Annotated in this window: 17 protein-coding genes and 2 pseudogenes; 14 read left to right on the top strand and 5 right to left on the bottom strand. The window is 48.0% G+C overall.

The annotated features are described in order from the left end of the window. The first annotated feature begins 172 nt into the window (after positions 1-172). From ABD846_RS12560 to ABD846_RS14780, 7 genes and pseudogenes are all read left to right on the top strand, one after another. Complete coding sequence (locus ABD846_RS12560) at positions 173-499, top strand: hypothetical protein (protein ID WP_344827568.1); 327 nt, start codon at positions 173-175, stop codon at positions 497-499. A 377-nt stretch (positions 500-876) separates the two neighbouring features. Beyond that, positions 877-1,497: a hypothetical protein gene (locus ABD846_RS12565; RefSeq protein WP_344827570.1), complete on the top strand. Its 621-nt coding sequence runs from the start codon at positions 877-879 to the stop codon at positions 1,495-1,497. Positions 1,498-1,506: 9 nt separating this feature from the next. Further along, entirely contained in the window at positions 1,507-1,998 is a 492-nt protein-coding gene (locus tag ABD846_RS12570; RefSeq protein ID WP_344827573.1) for a hypothetical protein, read from the top strand. 220 nt (positions 1,999-2,218) lie between these two features. Next, a pseudogene (locus tag ABD846_RS12575) lies at positions 2,219-2,377 on the top strand (RHS repeat-associated core domain-containing protein); the annotation flags it as partial. 135 nt (positions 2,378-2,512) lie between these two features. Further along, entirely contained in the window at positions 2,513-3,355 is an 843-nt protein-coding gene (locus ABD846_RS12580) for an enterotoxin A family protein (protein WP_344828759.1), read from the top strand. Positions 3,356-3,358: 3 nt separating this feature from the next. After that, positions 3,359-3,754, top strand: coding sequence for a hypothetical protein (locus ABD846_RS12585; protein WP_344827575.1), 396 nt, complete (start codon positions 3,359-3,361; stop codon positions 3,752-3,754). Positions 3,755-3,902: 148 nt separating this feature from the next. Continuing rightward, positions 3,903-4,037, top strand: a pseudogene (locus tag ABD846_RS14780) (RHS repeat domain-containing protein); the annotation flags it as partial. Positions 4,038-4,359: 322 nt separating this feature from the next. Here the strand turns inward: ABD846_RS14780 and ABD846_RS12590 are convergent. Both ABD846_RS12590 and ABD846_RS12595 read right to left on the bottom strand, forming a co-directional pair. After that, the gene (locus tag ABD846_RS12590; protein WP_344827578.1) at positions 4,360-5,727 is read right to left on the bottom strand and encodes a T9SS type A sorting domain-containing protein; all 1,368 of its coding nucleotides are present in this window, start codon (positions 5,725-5,727) and stop codon (positions 4,360-4,362) included. A 294-nt stretch (positions 5,728-6,021) separates the two neighbouring features. Then, complete coding sequence (locus tag ABD846_RS12595; RefSeq protein ID WP_344827580.1) at positions 6,022-6,942, bottom strand: hypothetical protein; 921 nt, start codon at positions 6,940-6,942, stop codon at positions 6,022-6,024. 316 nt (positions 6,943-7,258) lie between these two features. Between ABD846_RS12595 and ABD846_RS12600 the strand changes: the two genes are divergently transcribed. From ABD846_RS12600 to ABD846_RS12615, 4 genes are all read left to right on the top strand, one after another. Beyond that, complete coding sequence (locus ABD846_RS12600) at positions 7,259-7,540, top strand: hypothetical protein (RefSeq protein ID WP_344827583.1); 282 nt, start codon at positions 7,259-7,261, stop codon at positions 7,538-7,540. A 104-nt stretch (positions 7,541-7,644) separates the two neighbouring features. After that, the gene (locus tag ABD846_RS12605; protein WP_344827586.1) at positions 7,645-8,175 is read left to right on the top strand and encodes a hypothetical protein; all 531 of its coding nucleotides are present in this window, start codon (positions 7,645-7,647) and stop codon (positions 8,173-8,175) included. Positions 8,176-8,406: 231 nt separating this feature from the next. Continuing rightward, positions 8,407-9,021 carry a hypothetical protein gene (locus ABD846_RS12610; protein WP_344827588.1) on the top strand — a complete coding sequence of 205 codons (615 nt, stop codon included), beginning with the start codon at positions 8,407-8,409 and terminating at the stop codon, positions 9,019-9,021. A gap of 99 nt (positions 9,022-9,120) precedes the next feature. Next, positions 9,121-9,939: a mechanosensitive ion channel family protein gene (locus ABD846_RS12615; protein ID WP_344827591.1), complete on the top strand. Its 819-nt coding sequence runs from the start codon at positions 9,121-9,123 to the stop codon at positions 9,937-9,939. A gap of 31 nt (positions 9,940-9,970) precedes the next feature. Here ABD846_RS12615 and ABD846_RS12620 read toward each other — a convergent pair whose 3' ends face one another. Both ABD846_RS12620 and ABD846_RS12625 read right to left on the bottom strand, forming a co-directional pair. Beyond that, positions 9,971-10,468: a YciE/YciF ferroxidase family protein gene (locus ABD846_RS12620; protein WP_344827594.1), complete on the bottom strand. Its 498-nt coding sequence runs from the start codon at positions 10,466-10,468 to the stop codon at positions 9,971-9,973. A 28-nt stretch (positions 10,469-10,496) separates the two neighbouring features. Further along, complete coding sequence (locus tag ABD846_RS12625) at positions 10,497-11,666, bottom strand: zinc-dependent alcohol dehydrogenase (RefSeq protein ID WP_344827596.1); 1,170 nt, start codon at positions 11,664-11,666, stop codon at positions 10,497-10,499. 190 nt (positions 11,667-11,856) lie between these two features. On the opposite strand from ABD846_RS12625, the gene glgX reads away from it, so the two are divergent. From glgX to treY, 3 genes are read left to right on the top strand one after another with little or no spacing between them, the layout of a single operon-like run. Then, the gene (gene glgX, locus ABD846_RS12630) at positions 11,857-13,977 is read left to right on the top strand and encodes a glycogen debranching protein GlgX (protein ID WP_344827599.1); all 2,121 of its coding nucleotides are present in this window, start codon (positions 11,857-11,859) and stop codon (positions 13,975-13,977) included. Then, complete coding sequence (gene treZ, locus ABD846_RS12635) at positions 13,974-15,791, top strand: malto-oligosyltrehalose trehalohydrolase (RefSeq protein WP_344827602.1); 1,818 nt, start codon at positions 13,974-13,976, stop codon at positions 15,789-15,791. Before glgX ends, treZ begins: the two co-directional genes overlap by 4 nt. Continuing rightward, positions 15,788-19,867, top strand: coding sequence for a malto-oligosyltrehalose synthase (treY, locus tag ABD846_RS12640; protein WP_344827604.1), 4,080 nt, complete (start codon positions 15,788-15,790; stop codon positions 19,865-19,867). The genes treZ and treY overlap by 4 nt, the downstream gene beginning before the upstream one ends. A gap of 1 nt (position 19,868) precedes the next feature. Here treY and glgB read toward each other — a convergent pair whose 3' ends face one another. After that, a complete protein-coding gene (glgB, locus tag ABD846_RS12645; protein WP_344827606.1) occupies positions 19,869-21,794 on the bottom strand; it encodes a 1,4-alpha-glucan branching protein GlgB in 1,926 nt (641 codons plus the stop codon). Positions 21,795-21,804 lie beyond the last annotated feature (10 nt).

The following is a 21,804-nucleotide window of genomic DNA, read 5'->3' on the forward strand; positions in this document are numbered from 1 at the left end:
GTAAAAAAGCAGAGGAATATTTGTTCGTCCGCTTTTATTTTAGGCCGCCAAAACGCACGTTAATGAAATAAAATGCTACACCAGCTGTATCAAAGGTGCTCTGCTCATTCGACGAAGAAAACGGGATTAAGCGTACGCATTTGCGTACGCTTTTTTTACCAAAGAGATTAAAATGACTTTAATAGAATTAATTGATTATCTGCTCAACCCAGAAAGGTTGGAAAATCTGTATGAAGAAGAAAACCTCAATACAGAATCTGATGCTATCATAATTTATATGAAATACGCATTAGATTTAGAATGTGATGTTGTTTTATTTGAAATGGAAGAAACGGAAGATGAGATTATCTTTGAAAAAGATGGAATCCAGTATTTTCAACTATTTCCCGTTGAATATGCAATAGAGTTAATAGAGTCTGATTTGGATTTGAAAGGAAAAGGTTATTCTAATCTAGAAATAGCTGAACGACTATTAGAATACAGAGTTAAAGATGCTTAGGCTTGGTAGGGCTTTTGCACATTACACGAAGAATATGAAATCAGGCGTACGCATTTGCGTACGCTTTCTTTTTTGGTGCACAGAAACTGGAAAGTTGTTTGGATGTTCTTTGACCTAAAATAAAAGTGATTTTTATTGACGCAGAGATTGGCTTTACCGCTACACAGGTAAGGAGCGTGATGAAGAGACTGGACTATACTACCCACTGCTAGGCATAGTCTCATGACGTCGCCGAGCTTTTTGTTGAACAGGCATACCACAAGTAAGCACCATTCTGGTCGTTTATCCGGTAGTCTGTGCTCAGGCTGCGCCGTAATTAATATATTCGTTGTATTCCGGTCAGGAGACCGGACCCGCTGCGACATAGTCAGGAGACTATGCCGAACGTTGCTGGAGGAACACTACGGCGAACTGGGGAAGCTACAAAGCAAGAATTTGCCTCTACTGTCGATTATTACTTCAATACTAGTCTGTCTCAACAATGGTCTGATACAAAAGTTCAGTTAAAGAGTATGGTTACGGATGTTCGATTTTACGAAAATCTTGTCCCGTTATTATTAACAAAAAAGCCAAATACAAATTTTGCAGTTGCTCCTACAACAGCAAAAGAAATAGAGACGGTAACATATTACAGAGTTCAAGGTGGAGTAGGTAATGCTACAAGTAAAAGCTTAATTCAAATGACTGGAGAAGGTGAAGCTATATTCAGTGATGCAACAATTAACGTAAGTACCGGAAGTATGGAACACGTAAATCACTTTATGTCGCTAAGACCTAATTCCACTGTTATTTCATTTGATGTTCCGAAATGGCTTGACGAAATGGTTCAAGAATATGCGATACCGCAAAAGGGCTACAATAAAAATCCTTTGAACATGAAAGGTATGGCTCCCAAAATTGTTGATCCTACTACTCCTGGGTTATCTTATGAGTTACCTTCGGAATGGGCTAAATGGTTCCAAGAAAACTACGTTAAAGGCAGTGTTAAAGTAAAATGAGAAATAAATATGAAAAAATTTAAAGGTCTAGATGGGATTGTAAACATAATAGTTTTGACCAAATTAGATAATCGGTACAACTGGTTCTGTAGTGATAAAGTGTTTTGGATCATGGATTATGTCAAGTATACTCATCAATTTGATCCTACTGACAATGATTATTCCGAACGTTTTGATATCGGTATTCTAGACGAAAAAACTGCCGCTCATTTTTTAGAGAACATGGAAGAGTATAGTTGTTCTATAGAAGAACTGAAAAGCCTATTTGCGGCATCCCTTCCTTTAACTTCATTTGACGAAGCATATCATTTATTTCCAAAACTTTTTGTCGATTTTGATAGCAAAAAATTGCTCTCTGTATACAGTGAAGCATTAATGCTTGAAAATTATGCTCCCGAAGGTTGGAGTAGTAAATATGGAACATTTACAGATGACATTCCTACCGAACAAAAATACTGGGTTATTAATGGTGTAGATTATGAACATGAATTATTCCAATAAAAATAGTCACTAAATCTTAGGTGTGAACAAAATGGGAAGACACGATGTATTCTCGTTTTGTTCGCTGCACAGTCTATGAAGAATCATTAACAGATTAAGCGTACGCATTTGCGTACGCTTTCTTTTTTTGATGCACCCAAGTGAAAAGTTGTTTTGAAGTTCTTTGAGCTAAAATAAAAGTGATTTTTATTGCCGTAGGTTTTGCCTTTACCGTTACACGGGCAAAGAGCGTGATGAAGAAACGGGTCTCTACTACCATGGGGCCAGGTATTATATACCGTGGATAGGAAGATGGAGTGCGTGCGATCCATTGGAAGCGAAGTATGCGGGAATGAGTCCGTATAACTACTCCTTCAACAATCCTGTAATGTTCAATGATCCGAGCGGGATGGGACCGGGCGATGATGTCCCTGTTGTGCAGGCTCCAACCATGGCAAATGGATCATTAGCCAACTATACACTAACAACCAATTTTTATGACCATAATAATAAATTGTTGGGTAGCGTAAGTAGTATGTATTCCAATGAATCAGCTAGTCATCCTATTCATGGAGAATATACGCGTAACGTGACCTATAAGGATCCAGACAGACCTGTGATTAACGATGGTACGTTAAAGAACATAGCAAATCTGCCAAGTGTTAGCGATTATCAATTAACTGCTCGTTACGGAACTCCTGAACCATCAATGCCAAGCGGAGCAGGATTACTGAATGCTTCAGGAGGCAATCCTATGACCGCAATGGGTGCTGCGGTACTTGCCGCTGCTGTTGAAGAAAGCGCAGCATTTGCTTTAGGCGAAGCCATCGGATACGGATTAGCCGCGACAGCTTCTGTATTGCTTGCACCAGAAGTAATAGCGGTTGCAGCGGTTGCAACCGTGGTGGTTGGTACGGCTGCACTAATTGATGAATATGCAAAAACTAAACCCCTTAACCCTCCTGCCATTCCGATTGCACCAGCAATTCCTATTACAACAACTGTTCCGGATGAATCTCAAGAAAAATTTTTATACAGATTTGATACTAGGGGCCCTGAAGAGATAATGAAAGAAGGGGGATTTAGAGCATGGGGTACAAATATGGATTTAGGATTACATGCTATTGGATATTCAACCCACATAGCCGATATCCCAAATAGTGGTTATGTTTCGACATCAAAAAGTGTCGACGCGTTAATTAAATCATTACCGCAAGGTGCGTCTGGCTATATTTATACGATCGCTTGGCAACCAACCGGTATTGATGTAAATGCTACCCTAGGTGCAGCCTCACCTCATCCAGAGGAACAAGAAGTTGCCGTACCTTTATTTATTCCTTTTATCTCTATTAGAAATATTAAACCGTTCAAAAATTGACACATGCAGATTGAAATTAAAAAGCCAGATGGTATTTCGGTGGCAAATTTGATCGTCGAGAATAATAAAATTGAGTATTCCGATCCTACAAGAAAAGAGGAGATTTCAGGAAATGCCTCCTTATTTGTTTTGTTGACTCGTTTACGGGAAGTGTTGGAAAAAGATGGGATTTTTTTATTAATTAAAGGGAGTCGTATTGATGTTCATCCAAGTGGCTTGCAGACGAGTATGGGAGGCTTTGGAGCATATATCCATACAATTGGTAAAGGAGGTGGAGAGTTAGTTGATATCTTTGCCCCTTTAGAGGCGGAGAATATCAATTTTATTGGTACAACTCAGCAACAGTCGGAATACTTTCGAGAATGGGCAAAAAGCATCGGAATTAATATTCCTGAATAGAGATGGTAATATTCCCGCACTATCCACGAAGAATAAGTGGTTATGCGTACGTCTGATTTCTTGTAAGGAAACACAAAAGTTGTTTTCATCTTCTTTGAGCTAATAGAAAAGTATTTTTTATTGACGTAGAGATCGGCTTTACCGCTACACGGGCAAGGAGCGCGATGAGGAAACGGGATTATATTACCATGGAGCCAGGTATTATATACCGTGGATCGGTCGATGGAGTGCGTGCAACCCATTGAAAGCGAAGTGTGCGGGAATGAGTCCCTGCTCGCCGTAATGTGTATTTACTACCTACGCGACATGCCCCTTGCTCTTTGAAAGTCTGCGGACTTTGTCATGATGTGGTTCGGTCTGCGGAACGGACTTGCATGAAAAGTTTATTTACCGAATATGGTACCTGTGCTCACCTGAACGTTCTTTATTGGCAATCGTCGTATCCCGTTCAGGAGACTACACTTAAAGCCCAAATGTGAACGCTCCTTTCCGGAAAGTCTCAAGACAAAGCGATGCTAAGCAAAAAAACTCCTGTGAAGCCAAATAAAAGCCGCCTCAAAATTGCTTTTGAGGCGGCCTGTTTTTATTGAGTAACTCAGCAATAATTAGTGAACTACAGAGAAACGCTCAGATACTTTCTGACCGTTAGCTTCTACCGTGTAGATATAAACACCGTTAGCCAGAGCTGAAGTATTGAAGATCACATTACCTTTCTGACCGGCGTTGAAAGTTCCGGCATCTTGCATAGCAACTACCTGACCCAGCATGTTGCTGATGTTTACCGATACATTTGCTTTCTCGGAAACAGAGAAGGGAACCGTCAGGCTGTTGTTAGCAGGAACAGGGAATGCTTTTGTCTCAGCAACGATAGATTTCTCGTTTACAGATAAAGTACATGTAGGACAGGTAACAACAGCAGAAGCAGCCAGATACTCATAGAAGAAGCTAACATTGTTAATAGCTTCTATCAACGCACTTCCGTAATAGAAAGAAGTATCGCTGGAGAACATCAGCGCAGAGTGACTGCGATCTGTCAGTGCTCCATTCCATTTACCTGCATAAGGCATCACCTTGCGGGAACCTCCGAAGATAGCCATGAAACGACTGAATGTATCAATATGGGAAGTGTTGGGAGCCCATGTGTCGCCGGATTTGAAAGTGAACGACATTACGATACCGTTTCCGGCAGGGACGCTTAAGCCGCCCGGAACGGCAAATGTGAATGTCTGGATATCAGCAGTGGCAATCGGACTACGCATAGCAGCAGTCAACGGTTCTTTCCAGGTAACGCGTGTTGTACCGGCTGCAGGATAACTCAGTACAGACCGGTTGGCACTATCTACTCCGATAGGCTGAGCAATATGCATTGTATCATTATCAGCAGCTACGATATAAGGCCCCAAATCAATCGGAGGCGTAAATCCGGCAAACACTGTTTTGGAATAACGATAGTGAGAGTATGCAGGTTGATAAGCAACTGAAACAATCAAAGTATCCACGACAGATGTTGGGCGTGTGAGACCAGTCACATACAAACCATTTATACGAACTGAATCCACAGTGTAGGCATTGGCAGATCGGATCCTGATTAAACCTTTATAGTTGGGGTTGGTTTCATCATTAAAGATGCCATCCATCGGGTACAATACCTGCGCAACGGAACTGTAGTTTACATTACCCAAGCCTGTGCCATATGTTTGTTTTACTGTAGAATCAAACCAGATACGGCAGGCCCAGATACTGTCAGCTTCAAATGAGCTGACTGACAGATTGTAATCGAAGTGGCTGTATTCACGTGACCCACCGGCAGTTGTTTTTGCGGTGCTTTTACCGGATACGGGCGCAACGGCAGGTGTCTCGTTGATCAGCCCTGCATTTACATGAGCCTTAAGCCCGGCTTTTACTGAACTTTGTGCCTGGGCACCAACCGCAGACACTGCAGCCAAAGCACCCATCAGAAGTAATTTTTTCATCATTCTAAGATTTAAAATTTTAATGTGAAGATAATGTTTACCGCGTTCACCGTAGTTTGTAATTACGGCCTGCGCGTCGCACCCACTGCTTGGTGAAGTCTGATGCGAATTAAGTTTTACAGGTCTAAAGTATGCTATTATTTTTATTTATGTGCACGAATTCTGGTGAAGAATTTCGCCGTGGTGGGATTCGGGTTTCCCTACCGCCACAGATTGATTACTATTCCCGTTGTTTATACAAACCGGAGCCGCTACGCACGTTGTAAGGCATCGCCTTACTTTATTTGTAGCCCGTCAATTTTTTAAATACCATTCTTCATGCTGTGCTACTTTCATTCTGGAAACCATTTTTGTATCCCAAACAGGATTTACCTGTATGGCCATTACACGCACTGCTACAGTTACAGCCTGGATCTCATTGTCATTTGAAAAGCAGAACGCAAGACTACCCGGCAGCGGGGACATCTGGGCGAAATCGTTTATCACTTTACTTTGTTTATAACACTTGAATGGCCTTCTTTCATAGAATAGGGTAGCATTGTCCCCATCAGAAAGATAATAATCGATATCCTCGCCTGCCCGAAGGTGGGTGATAAGCGGTGCAAAACCCAATGCGACAGCCGCGAGCGGGCTTGAATTCGCTATCGCAGAAACAAAGGTTTTCGATTCGGTTAAGGTTCTTGCTGCCTGTTCGTATGCCTGCTGTCCAGCCTGATCCACACCAATGTAATAGCTCCAGGCTATTGTATTGGGCGGAAGCGGGAAATTAGAGACGGTTCTGTTTCCGTTCATATTATTTTTTGAATGAACTTTTACGGTTTGGTTCATCACTTCCGTAGCAAATGTATCTGCCTTTACCAGGTATCTTTCCGGCTCTTCGAAATAGGTGGTATCATATACTGTTCGCTTGTAGGCAACAGTATTGAACTTTTGCGAAGCATCGTTCGCAGGTATCCGCTGTATCCTGTACTTGCATATCCTGCCCGCCAGCAGGTTTGAGTTGGCGAACCGGAATTTATATATACCTGTTTCCGGTATAACCACTGTTTTATTCTCAACTTTTTTCGTTTTGTAATCCATGAAAAGTGATGAAGAAGGCATCGCTAAAATCTCAAGTTCTTTCAACTCCTTACCATTCACTTCTTCAAAATTGAATATCACCTTGTCTCCTTCCGCGAAACCATAGTAGAAAATCTCTTCTGCTGAAGCCGCCACTTTAATAGTATTGTCGGCAACATCAATGGGTGTCTGCGCAAATAGCTAAGCGCTTAATAATAGCGTTAGTGTTGTGATAATTGGTGTTTTTGTCATTGTGCATTTGATTAAACGATCTCTTGCCCGAAATCCGGACGCGCACAAATATATATGGTGATTTTAATAAAATTTATCATTTAATTATATTTACTTCTGGCTATAGTATTGCATACGCTGCATGGCGGAGTCTGCGGATTTCGTCGTGGCGGGATTCGGTTTCCCGGAGCGCATGCTTCTGTAAAGAATAAGCCGTATTTTGTTGCGTAGCATCCCGCTTATGAAAGCCGTTCCCCGCTTATTGGTTCATTTGTTCCTGGCGATTGCAATCACTGCAATTATCGCGAAGTCGGGTGGCAGCGATTCGCTGATACTGGATGAGCGGCAGATCATGTGGCCGGTTGCGCTGATGTTCGTTGCCTCTGTATGGCTGATGCAGCTCTTGCTCTATCGCCGGTTCCGCAACAGCAGACCCTTCCTTAAATGGTTGCTCTGTATCGTACTTTCCATTCCATTGAGTATGCTTTGGCCCTGCTGGCGATCGGTTTACTGGCATTTGTGATCCCAGGCATCGGCTAACTGCCCTTCCTTTACTATTTGCGGAGGGCGTTTATACGAATAAAATTATACGCTAGATTTGCGACCGTTCAATAAGACATAACCCCTATGAAACAAACCTATCCGGCAGTCTGTTCATTACTGCTCGCGCTCACGCTTTCCTTCCATGCCGGCGCACAAAGCTATCCGTCTATAGATAAGGCGGCGCTGACCTCGCTTATTTCACAGGACAAAGAACACCAGTATTTCGCAGTGTTCATTTTCACAAACGGCTGCGGTGGTGGTATGTACATGACCGGTCTCCGGAATCAGATCGATAGTATCACGGACGGCAGGACGAAATTCATTTTTGCACAGGCAAGCAGAGGAAAGGATCGTGAGGCGGAACTGGAAGCGGCGATTAAGACGTTCCGCGTAGATAAAAATGAAGTGTACCTGATCAACGATGTCACTTATAAAACAGACAGGAAAGACGCACGCGAACAGGGTATGCTGTTCCGCAACGATATTTGCTACGACTGTAAGTTTATGGAGATAGGCACCGTATATAAACTCATTTTCGACAGGGAACAAAACCTGATCTACCACGGATTGTTCACAGACAAAAAGCAACTTGCAGCAATCCTCAGATGCAAATAATACGTGTCTGCAGCAGTATTCAGCAAAGCCATTACGCCTGCGTGATGGCTTTTTTGTATTGATGCCGGTCCGGAAGCTTTTCGGTAAATGGCTGGAGATTTCAAAGGCCGATGTCCAGCTGTCTTTACATATGTCTGGATATGCCCAGCACCATAATCGTGAAAGTGCGCATCACGCAACATATAAATATACTTACTCCTGTTGACAGCACCTTTGTTCCGTGCATCTGCTATGAGTAAGCTCCGAAATATTATTCCCGATCAGAAAACCGGATCTAAAACCGGTGCGCGTGCGCGTGTGCGTTGCGTAAACGAACATGCAGCAGCGCAATTGTACCGGCTGGCCGCTAAGCGGTTGCTGTCGGTGAACAATTGGGGGCGTATTTCGGGAACCGACGAAGATAGTTTCCTGCTTACCGGTAACAAGGGTGAGCCAATTGATACTGCTACCCCGGAGCTGGGGCAGCTCATCCGCATAAAGCTGCCGGCGCCGGGCAATGGCAGCGGCGGGGGCTACGACTGGGTACGCATTGAGGCTATAGAAGCAGAAGGAAACGAGCATACTCCGATTGAAAGTATTGCGATACGGGTTCGTCCTGTCTCCGCCCCGGTGAATAAAGAACCGCACACCGCGCATTTCTACACCACGGAAGCAACCAGTACGTTCTGCTTACTGCGCAGGCGAAAGGAGGTATGGGCGATGGAATTCGGGCGCAATGAAGTAGCGAATACCCACGTTCCCTTACTCACCGCGCTACGCAACCTTGCAATTGCGATAGGCGCCTGGATGGGATTTGCCCACGTGCGCTGGAAAAGCCTGATGAAGGGGTTGCTGCGCACCGGATAAAACAGCATGCCCGGCTGAAGATTGTATAAGCAATGCGGCTTTTCCTGTAAGGGCATTGCGCCCGGCTTCCTGTTCCTTTGTGGCCTTAAGCGATATAAGATGAAGGATACAACTACCCGGCAGGCGGCCGCATTTCATATAGACCAGGTGTACGATCGTGCATACGACTGGCTTATTCTGTATACTCCCCGGTTCATTCTCGGACTGCTCGTACTCATTGTAGGGTTGTGGCTGGTAAAGATTGTACTGCGCCTCCTGCAGCAGAAAATGCATAAACGCGATGTGGCCGACACTGCGAAGCCATTCCTGCTGAATATGGCAGGCGTGGTGCTGCGGGTGCTGGTGGTATTAGGTGCGGTGCAGACGCTGGGCTTCAAAATGACATTGTTCACTACTATTGTAGGTGCCTTCGGCGTTGCGGCCGGCCTGGCATTATCGGGTACACTCCAGAATTTTACCAGCGGTATTATGATCCTGTTGCTGAAGCCTTTTGTAACGGGCGATAATATTGTGACACAGGGTGTGGAAGGAACGGTAAGTTCTATCCAGATATTTTACACCGTGATCATCACTTTCGACAAGCGTACCGTGATCGTGCCGAACAGTAAGCTGTCCAACGAAGTGATCATCAATATCAGCAAAGCCGGAAACCGTCGTCTGGATATTGAGCTGGCTTTCCCGGCTACTATGGACTTTAAGGAGGTGAGGGCTGTGCTGGAACAAACGATAGACAATTGTAAAAGTGCATTGTCCGTTCCCAAGAAACGTATAGGCGTGTCGGCCATAGAAGGTGATACGTATAAGGTGGCCGTGAATGTGTGGGTGAATGCACATGGATTCCAGGACACCAAACTGCAGATACAGGAATGCCTGTTGTCCGCCGTAAAACAATTGAAGAATAAACCACAGCAGTCCTGACGCGCTGCTTAATTATAAAAAAAGCACTTACCTATACGGTAAGTGCTTTTGGATTAATGATCGACTTTGCAAGGAAGTTGAGCTTTGTATCCGCTTCCTGTTCTTCCGTAAGCGTGAGCCGCAATCGTTTCGCAATGCCTTCCAGTCCCAGCATCTCTGCATAGTAAGCTGCCGAGCCATAGCCGGATATTTCATAATGCTCCACTTTCTGCGCGCCCGCAATAATTGCTGCATCCATAGCGGCCGGTGTGGTGTCTTTGTTCATCACTTTGGTACCTTCTTCCAGTATGCCTTTCATACCCGGATTAAAATCACCTTCCGGTTCTATGTTCAGTTGTTTGCATATGGCTTCCAGCGCTACCAGGTGTTGCCTTGTTTCGGCGAGATGCATTTCGAGTGCCTTTTTCAGTCCGAAATTGGTCGCCTTTTCGATCATTTTCGGCATTTCCTCCGTGAGCATTTTTTCCGCGCTCCAGAGTACCTGTATTTCATGGTAGAACAATTGTTCTATGTCTTTGATCTCTCTCATAGCTGTTGATTTTTTGCTGCAATAAATATTAACGGTCCATTTCGGGCTTCAGCACCACTTTGACACAATCGTCGGTTTTGTGCTTGAACATATCATATGCCTCGGATGCTTTGGAGAGCGGGAGGCGATGGGTGATGATATCGTCGAGCGTCACTTTGCCGCTGCGTACCAGTTCAAAGCACTGATCGATGTACATATGTGTCTGTGCCTGTCCGAACTGCATAATAAGCCCTTTGTCGAATATGCGGTGGATCGGGAAATTGTCGTAAGGACTGGCATATACGCCTACCACAGATACGATACCGTTCCGGCGCACGGCCTGCGTGCACATCTCGATCACTTTTGAAGTGCCTTTTTCGGCATTGATCACCGTTTTTACCTTTTCCAGGAATGTGCGGCTGGCTTCCATACCTACGGCATCTATTGCCACGTCTGCACCACGCCCTTTTGTCATCGAATAGATCTTTTCCATCAGGTCGTCTTCATTCGGGTCAAGTGTTTCCACTTTGTTCACGTCGCGGGCCTTGGCACGGCGATACTCCAGCGGATCTATCGCGATCACACGTTCCGCACCATTCAGCCAGGCTGCCTTCTGCGCCATCAGTCCTACGGGACCGCTTCCGAAGATCACCACGGTGTCACCGCCTTTTACTTTGCCCCATTTGGCAGCGCTCCATCCGGTAGGGAAGATATCGGTGAGAAATACCACCTGGTCGTCCGTGAGTTCATCGGGTATGATCTTGGGGCCTACATTGGCAAACGGCACACGCACATACTCCGCCTGTCCGCCATTGTAGCCACCATAAAGATCGGTGTAACCGAACATGCCTCCGCCTTTTCCTTTAAGAAGGTCGCCTTCCGGACCATAGTGTTCGGGATTGCTGTGCATACAGCTGGGGTGATAACCCTGCTGGCAGAAAAAGCAACTGCCACACGCGATTGTAAACGGAACCACCACGCGGTCGCCCTTTTTTACATGCTTCACCTGTGCTCCTGTTTCTTCCACGATACCCATAAATTCGTGTCCCAGTACTTCGTCGCGCAACTGGGGAACGAATCCGTCGTAGATGTGCAGATCGGAACCACAGATGGCTGTGGTGGTCACTTTAAGAATGATGTCTTCGGGATGCAGGATCTTCGGATCTTCTACATTATCAACGCTGATGTCTCCCGGCTTGTGAAATACGGCTGCTTTCATACGGTTTATTTTTTAGATTAAAATTCAGAATCCAAAGTTCAACGGATGCCTGCTGTAGCTTTTCATATCCTGTGTTACGGGAGTTTATGCGATTACAATGTGGCAATCATATAATGATCGCATGGGTTGTTATAAGCAGCCTGCGCGGCGGTGTGTGGAAATTTGCTGTCTACTCTAAAGCATATATACTGTGGATCAACAGCAATCAATATACCCGGGGAAGCCATTTCCCCTGGGCGCGCATTGGGATGGCGCCGGCGTCAACTTTGCATTATACAGCGAGCACGCAACAGCAGTTTTCCTTTGTCTCTTCGATGCAGACGAAAAGGAGACTACGACCATTCAACTCAGTGAAAGAAGCGGTTATATATGGCATGTATACGTTCCCGGAATGAAGCCGGGGCAATTGTATGGTTGGTATGTGGACGGTCCTTTCGAACCACAGAACGGGCACCGGTTCAACCGGCATAAATTGTTGCTCGACCCCTATGCAAAGGCGCTGGCCGGAACACTGAAATGGAACGAAACGCTCTATGGCTATAATCTTCAGGAAGATGATCTGAGCTTTAATGAAAGCAACAGTGCCGATTCGATGCCGAAGTGTGTGGTTACCGATCCGTCTTTCGACTGGGGAAATGACCGGCGACTGGGCACTCCCTGGCATAAGACAATTATTTACGAACTGCATGTAAAAGGGTTTACACAACAGCATCCGGATATTCCGGAAGATTTGCGCGGCACCTATGCTGCGCTTGGTCATCCCGTGGTGCTGCAGTATCTGAAGGACCTTGGCGTGACGGCCGTGGAGCTGATGCCCGTCCATTACTTTACCGATACGCAAACGCTGAGCGAGCAGGGACTGAGTAATTACTGGGGATATAACACCATCTGTTTCCTTGCGCCCGAAAGCCGCTACAGTTCCCGTAAAGATGAGAATGGTGCGGTATTAAACGAATTTAAGGAAATGGTGAAGGCGCTGCATGGTGCGGGTATCGAGGTGATACTCGATGTGGTATTTAACCACACTGCCGAAGGGAACGAAAAAGGACCCACGCTTTCCCTGAAAGGAATAGATAACAGTATGTATTACCGCCTTGCGGAAGATGCGCGTTATTATAATGACTATACCGGCACCGGCAATACATTGAACACACAACAGCCGGCAGTGCTGCGCCTGATCATGGACAGCCTCCGGTATTGGATCGAGGAAATGCATGTGGACGGTTTCCGCTTCGACCTGGCTTCGGCGCTGGCCCGCGGACTGCACGAGGTCGACAGGCTCAGCTCGTTTTTCGACATTATTTACCAGGACCCCGTGATCTCGCAGGTAAAGCTGATCGCTGAACCCTGGGATATCGGGGAAGGCGGCTACCAGGTAGGGAATTTCCCGCCGGGATGGTCTGAGTGGAATGGTCGTTACCGGGATTGTATCCGTAATTTCTGGCGCGGTGAGAACAGCGGTCTCGGCGAGTTTGCCGAGCGCATCACCGGTAGTTCGGATCTGTATAAAGATGATGGCCGTAAGCCGACAGCAAGTATCAACTTTATTACGGCTCACGACGGTTTTACGCTGGCTGACCTGGTGTCTTACAATGAAAAGCACAATGATGCCAATGGGGAAGATAACCGCGACGGGCAGAATGACAACCTTTCCTGGAACTGTGGTGCCGAAGGGCCGACGGACAATGAGGAAGTGCTTGCACTGCGGCGGAAGCAACAGAAAAACCTGCTGGCTACGCTTTTCCTGTCCCAGGGAGTACCGATGTTGCTTGCCGGTGATGAATCCGGAAGAACGCAGCAGGGAAACAACAACGCTTATTGCCAGGACAACGAAATATCCTGGTTGGATTGGCAGCACGCCGATACGGAGTTACTCGATTTCACAAAATCGCTGATACAACTGAACCGTGCGCATCCCGTATTCCAGCACAAAGGCTGGTTTCAGGGAATGAAAATACATGGGGCCGACACAGAGGATATTGCGTGGTTCCGTCCGGACGGATCGATGATGAATGACGAGGACTGGGATAAAGGGTTTGCGAAATCGCTGGGCATTTACCTCAGCGGAAAAGGCTTTAAATCGCGCGGTCCGAAAGGAGAACTCATTGCAGATGATAACTGCTACCTGATCTTCAATGCATCCGAAGAGGATCTTACGTTCCGCCTGCCGCAGGAACAATACGGAACGGAATGGAAGGTGGTGCTGAACACCGCAAACGGCGCCGCTGCTGAAAACGCTTTCGGTGCCGGTTCGGAAATGCATATAGAGAGCAGGTCGGTATGTGTATTGCTAAATCCGCGTAAAGGATGAAAAGGGTAGATGTGCAGCGGCGTGGGATAGGGATGGTCTGTGAAGGTGGCCGCAGCATGCTGAAGGTATGGGCTCCGGAGGCGAAGCAGGCCTTTGTATGCACGCGGGAAGATAAACTGCCGCTTACTGCGCAGGCCTTCGGCTATTGGAGTTCGGAACTGTCGTTATGCGCCGGTGATGCATACCGTATAGAGCTCGATGACTGTGTGTATCCCGATCCGGCTTCCTTATGCCAGCCGGAAGACGTTCACTCCTGGTCGCAGGTTGTGGATGCCTCATTCGCGTGGACGGATAACGCATGGGAGAATCCGCCTTTATCCGCTTATATATTTTATGAACTCCACACCGGCACCTTCTCTGAAGAGGGCACTTTTGCAGGTGTGGAAGCAAAGCTGGACTACCTGAAAGAATTGGGTATCACCGCTGTGGAGCTGATGCCGCTGGCACAGTTTCCCGGAACACGCAACTGGGGCTATGACGGCGTATTTCCATTCGCCGTACATTATGCTTATGGCGGCGCAAAAGGGCTGCAATCGCTTGTGGACAAATGCCATGAAAAGGGACTTGCCGTGGTGCTTGATGTGGTGTATAACCATGTAGGTCCGGAAGGGAATTACCTCAGCAGCTTTGGTCCGTACTTTACGGATAAATACAAAACACCCTGGGGAGATGCGGTGAATTTTGACGATGCAGGCTCCGACCAGGTACGTGATTTTTTTATTGAGAATGCCCTGATGTGGTTCCGCGATTTTCATATTGACGCCCTGCGGCTCGATGCGGTGCATGCGATCAAGGATATGAGCGCAAAGCATATCCTGCAGGAAATCCGCGAATATGTGGATGAGCTGAGTGCTTTTACCGGAGAGCATTACCATCTGATCGTGGAATGCGATCTGAACGACAGGCGTTTTCTGGATGAACGGTCTTTGAACGGCTACGCAATGGATGCGCAATGGAACGACGAATTTCACCATGCATTGCGTGTATGTGCCGGAGTGGAACGTACCGGTTATTATGCCGATTTCAATGGACCGGAACACCTTGCGAAGGCGTACCGGGATGCTTATGTGTATGATGGCATTTACTCCGAAACGCGTGCTCGCAGTTTCGGCAGTAAGACCGACGGACTGGATGGAAACAGGTTCATCGTTTTCTCGCAGAACCATGACCAGGTAGGCAACCGGATGTTCGGAGAACGTACTTCAGCACTGCATAGCTTCGAAATGCTCAAATTGCTTGCCGCTGCCGTATTTGTAAGTCCCTACCTGCCGCTGATTTTTATGGGAGAGGAATGGGGCTCGGGAAGCGCATTCCAATACTTCATCAGCCATAGCGATCCCGAGCTCACCGATGCGGTGCGGGAAGGGCGTAAGGCAGAATTTTCCGGGTTCTATGAAGACGGCGAATGCCCCGATCCGCAGGCTGAGGAAACTTTTCAGAACAGCAAGCTCGACTGGAACAAACTGGAAGCCTATCCTCATAAATGTCTGCATGAATATTATACATTCCTTATTGCGATGCGCAAAGACCTGCAGGCTTTACATTCCGGCGACCGCTCCGGCGTGCGCACATCGGTTACCGACCCTTCGGGCATGCTGCAACTTTATCGCAGCGCTCCGGGCCAGGACCTTGTCTGCCTGTTCAATTTTACAAAGCAGCAGCAACATACGGATGTTCCCGGATTGCCGGAAAACGCAATCCTGCTGCTCGACTCTGCAGCAAAACAATGGGAGGGTCCCGGCACCGCTCCGCAGGAGTCTCCTTCCCGTATACTGCTTCAACCTGAATCTGTACTTATTATTTTATGGCGATGAAACCTTTTAACCCGATATCCACCTACCGTATTCAATTCCACAAAGCGTTCGGATTTTCCGACCTGGAGTCCATTATCCCTTACCTCCAGGAGCTCGGAATCAAATCCATCTATGCATCGCCGATATTTAAAGCGGTTCCCGGAAGTACACACGGATATGATGTTACCGATGCAAACCTGATTAATCCGGAGATCGGGACGCTCGAACAATTATATGCAATCAGCAGTAAACTGGGTGAAGCGGGAATCAGCTGGATACAGGACATTGTCCCCAATCATATGGCTTTGCATACAGACAACAGCTGGCTGTATGATGTGCTGCAGAACGGTGTTCAGTCGCAGTATGCACACTATTTCGATATAGACTGGAATCATCCGCATGCGCAGGCTAAGCTGATGCTGCCCATCCTTGAGACAACTGCAGACGATACGATCGGACAGGGTAAGCTGAAGCTTGCTGTCAATGGTACGATGTTTCAGTTGTGCTGCGGAGACTGGATGCTTCCGGTGTCGCAGGCGGGTGCGGATATGATCACAGCGGCCGCAAAAGAATCGATGCTTGCGGGCGGGCATGCGGCTATGCTTCCGCAGCTCAATGAAGACACAACTTTTTTACGGCAGTTGCTCGGTGTTCAACACTATCAGCTTGTCAGCGGGCAGGATACAGATCATACCATCAACTACCGCCGGTTTTTTACGATAAACGGTCTTATCGGAATGAATATGCAGGACGAGTTGGTCTTTGCCGATTATCACCGCCTCATCGGCACGCTTTGTGACGATGGGATTTTCCGTGGCTTGCGTGTAGACCATGTAGACGGACTTGCCGACCCTTCCGCATATCTGTTCCACCTGAGAGAAATGGTGGGAGATGAGCTCTATATCGTTGTGGAAAAAATACTGCAGCAGCACGAGCAGATCTGCAGACACTGGCCCGTGGAAGGAACGACGGGTTACGACTTCCTCGCTGTGGTGAATAATCTGTTTACGACGGGCGATCAACGGCAATGGCAGCAATACTATAATCGTCTTTCCGGTATTGCCGAAGACCCTGAATTAATCCGGCTTTCCAAGAAGCGCCTGATCCTCGAACAATACATGCAGGGAGAAGTAGAAAACCTCGTGCGGCTGGCAAAGGATGAATTCCCGGAAATGCCGGCCATAGCAGACGCCGAACTTAAAGAGGCAGTTACCGCTATGCTGGTCTATTGCCCTGTCTATAAATATTACGCTTACCGTTTTCCGCTGGAAGGTGAGTATGAACAACAGCTCAGGCAGATACTTTCCGATGCCGGGCAGGCAGTTCCGGAAGCAAAGACAGGTATTTCCTGGCTGCAGGAGCTGTTCTTTTCCGAAACCGGATCGCATGAAGCGTCATACAGTCAAAAGCTGCTGGCGTTCTATCAGCGCTGTATGCAGTTCACCGGTCCGCTGATGGCTAAAGGCGTGGAGGACACCATGATGTACACCTACAACAATATGATCGCACATAATGAAGTGGGGGACGATGCGACTGCTTTCGGCATTTCTACGGAAGCGTTCCATTCCTTTATGAAGCGACGCGTTATCGATACACCGCTGGCGATGAATGCCACTGCCACGCACGACACGAAACGCGGCGAAGACGCGCGCGCGCGGCTCAATACCCTTACGGAATCTGCTCCGCAATGGTTTGACCAGGTGCAGTCGTGGATGCGCAGACAGGAGGAATTGTTTGCCGGGAAGCTGCCCGATGCGAACGACTGTTACCTGGTATTCCAGACCCTGTTTGCTACTTTCCCTGCGGACGGAGCGCTGACAGACAATTACCGGGAGCGCATGCATGAGTTCCTGGTGAAGGCGTTACGGGAGGCGAAAGAACACGGCAGCTGGGCAAACCCCGATGAACATTATGAACAGCGGGCGGCTGATTTCCTGGACCATCTGCTCGACGATGCCAACTTCCTCGCCGAATTCCGGTATTTCCTCGAACGCTTTGCAACGGCAGGTTATATCAACGGCCTGCAACAGCTGGTGCTGAAGCATACCTGTCCGGGTGTACCCGACACGTATCAGGGAACGGAATTATGGGATTTCAGTCTGGTCGATCCCGACAATCGCAGACCGGTGGATTACAGCATGCGTACCAATTACCTGACGGGCCTGACCGCGAATGAACTTACTTCCCCGCCGGACGAGGCATTATGGGAAGAACGCGCGGATGGCCGGATCAAATTGTTGTTTACGCGTCGCTTGCTGGCCTTGCGTTCGGCAGACCCCGATATTTTTGCATCGGGTATGTATGTTCCCTGCAAGGTATCTGGGAAATATAAAGATCATGTGCTGGCATTTACGCGCATCTGCGACAGGCGCTATGTACTGGTGGTAATGGGACTGAACACACTGCAGCTGGCTCAGCAACAGCAATGCATGGTCGCGGAAATCGACTGGGCAGATACGCGTGTTGAGCTGCCGGATAACAATCAGCAGGAATGGACCGATACAGCAGCCGACACGCGTGTGAAGCATCCGGAGCAATGCCCCGTGACTCGCCTTTTCGGTACTTTGCCGATATCGCTGCTTCGTTCAGAGTTGCCTGAGCATACGCGCGGAAGTGGGGTACTGTTGCCTGTTTTCTCCCTGCCTTCGGAATCCGGTATCGGAGATTTCGGACCCGGAGCGCGCAGTTTTATACAATTTCTCCATGCTGCGGGACAACGTTACTGGCAGATCCTTCCTCTGAACCCGGTACAAGCGCAACAGGATTATTCTCCCTACAGCGCCACTTCTTCCATGGCGATCAATCCGATGCTGATCAGTCCGGAGCAACTGCTTGCCGACGGATTGATTTCGCGTGCTGATCTGCCGCATCTCCCTGCAAAAAAGCATATCGACTATGCGCATTGCGATCGCATGCGTCAGGAGCTCCTGGAGAAAGCATACCACAACTTTACACTCAGGCAATGGGATAAACTTCATTTTCACTTCAATGCGTTTTGCACAAAAGAGTCGTGGTGGCTCAACGATTATGCATTGTTTACCGTAATCAGCAGAGAGCATAACGGGCTGCCCTGGTACGAGTGGCCGGAAGCATTCCGCAAAAGAGACATTGGCGTACTGACGGCCTTCGCCGATGCGCGTGCTGAAGAGTTGCGTCTTATCAGATGGGCCCAGTTTATTGCAGACCGGCAATGGAAGATGCTGCGCGACGACTGTCGTATCGCCGGGATAAAAGTGATCGGTGATCTGCCGTTCTACCTCAATCATAATGCAGCGGAAGTCTGGGCGAATCCCGGCATATTTCAACTGGATGAACAGTATCGCATGAAACTCAGCTCCGGTGTGCCTCCGGATTATTTCAGCGAAACCGGTCAGCTCTGGCTGATGCCTACTTATAAATGGGACGCCCTGCGGGAAGACGCTTACAGTTGGTGGATCCAACGCCTGCGGCGTAATACGGAACAGTTCGACCTGTTGCGGCTGGATCATTTCCGCGCATTTGAATCGTTCTGGGAAGTAGCTGCAAGCGAAGCGACAGCAGTAAACGGTAACTGGATCAAAGGTCCGGGCGCAGCATTCTTCGAACAGGTGACCAAAGAACTGGGTCAGTTGCCGTTTATTGCGGAAGATCTCGGAGAGGAAATGGACGCTGTGTATACATTCCGTAAAGAGTTGGGGCTGCCGGGTATGAAAGTGCTGCAGTTTGCCTGGGGACGCAATATGGCTGTCTCTGTCGATATTCCGCACAACTATACGCCGGAATGTTTTGTGTACACCGGTACGCACGACAACAACACGACAAACGGCTGGTTCGTGAACGACACGGATGCTTCCGTGAAAGAATGCATGGAAGCATATACCGGTAAAAAGATAAGACCTGAAAATGTGTCCTCTGAACTCATCCGTATTGCCTACGCATCGGTAGCGGCCACAGCGATCATCCCGATGCACGATCTGCTGAACCTGGATGCATCTTACCGGATTAATACACCGGGATCTGCTGCCGGCAACTGGAATATCCGTATTCCCGGTGAGGCTTTCAGCAGACAGATCGCCGGAAAGCTCCGTGCAATGGTAAAGATGTACAATCGTGTATGATTTAGAAATTCGGCCCTTTATATTCCAGCACCAGTGTGGCCAGCGGCGGTAATGTGAGCGACAGCGAATGCGTGCGGCCATGGCGTGCGAACGGTGCAGTCTCAAGCTGCGTATTATGTACATCGCTTCCGCCATAAACAGCGGCATCGGTATTCAGCAATTCGGTATAGTACCCGGCTTCCGGCATTCCCAGACGGTAATTGCGGCGCACCACAGGGGTGAAGTTAAATATACATACGAGGAAACTGCCGTTGGTACCTTTGCGCAGCCAGCTGATCACACAATTGTCCCGGTCGCTGAAATCGATCCATTCAAAACCTGACGGGTTATAGTTATCCGCTAAGGCGGGATGGTTACCCAGATGATTCAGGTCTTTCACCAATTGTTGCACTCCCTTGTTTTTATCTCCGGACGCTTCATGCCAGTCCAGACTGTAATCGTGACGCCATTCTCCGGACTGTCCGAACTCGTCGCCCATAAAGAGCAGTTTCCCGCCGGGATGTGCTGCCATGTATCCGAAGAGTAGGCGGAGATTCGCAAATTGCTGCCATTCATCCCCCGGCATTTTCCGTAACAGGGAATGTTTACCATGAACCACTTCGTCATGAGAAAAAGGCAGGATGAATTTTTCCGAATAAGTATATATGATACTGAACGTAAGCAGTTCCTGGTGGTAGCTCCGGTAAACAGGATCCTGTGCGAAATACAGAAGCGTATCGTGCATCCAGCCCATCATCCACTTGCGGTCGAAACCCAGTCCGCCCGCCGATGCAGGTTGGGTGACTCCCGGCCAGGCCGTTGATTCTTCTGCTATGGTGAGTACATCCGGGTAAGACGCATGCACCGCATCGTTCAGCTGACGGAAGAACTGCACGGATTCCAGGTTTTCCCTGCCACCGAACTCATTCGGAATCCATTCTCCTTCTTTCCTGGAATAATCCAGGTACAGCATCGACGCAACAGCGTCCACTCTCAGTCCGTCGACATGAAAGCGGTCCAGCCAGTAAAGCGCATTCGAGATCAGGAATGCACGCACCTCATTACGCCCCAGGTTGAAAATGCTGCTTTGCCAATCCGGGTGGAAACCTTTGCGCGGGTCGCTGTGTTCATACAGATGTGTTCCGTCGAAATACTGGAGTCCGTGTGCATCCGTCGGGAAGTGCGAAGGCACCCAATCCAGGATCACCCCGATGCCCGCTTTATGCAACTCGTTGATCAGGTGCATAAAATCTTGGGGAGTGCCGAAGCGACTGCCGGGAGCGAAATAGCCGGTTTGCTGATATCCCCATGATCCGTAAAACGGATGCTCCATCACCGGCATCAGCTCTACATGTGTAAAACCCATTTCTCTGCAATAGGCTGGTAATTCGCCGGCCATATCGCGGTATGAAAGGAATTCGTTGCCGTCTTTTCGCTTCCAGGATCCGAGATGCACTTCGTAGATGGAGAGCGGTGCATGTTCATTTTGTTTCAGATGTCTTTCCTGCATCCATTTTTTATCCGTCCAGCGGAAGGTATCGGCTGCAGGAATTAATGAAGCGGTACGCGGCGGTACTTCGCATTGGAATGCAAACGGGTCTGATTTCTCTGCTTCAAAGTCGCCATTCCGGACGATAAATTTATACGGTGTTCCCGGTGCCAGATCCGGAACAAATAATTCCCAGATCCCGGAACTGTCCCATCTTGCATGCATGGGATGGGCATTTTTATCCCAGCCGTTGAAGTCGCCCGCTACCGACACCGAGCCTGCGCCGGGTGCCCATACGGAAAAAAGGATTCCTTCAGCGTTTCCTTTTGTAACGCGTTGTGCGCCCATTTTTTCATAAAGCCGGTAGTGCACACCGCCTTTGAACAGTTCTATATCGAAGTCGGAGAACAGCGATGCTGCATCTGCAGACAGTATATGTTTTGTGTTTGTTTTTCCCATGTCATTTGCT

Origin of the sequence: Rurimicrobium arvi (assembly GCF_039540495.1) — a bacterium.
Taxonomy (GTDB): domain Bacteria; phylum Bacteroidota; class Bacteroidia; order Chitinophagales; family Chitinophagaceae; genus Rurimicrobium; species Rurimicrobium arvi.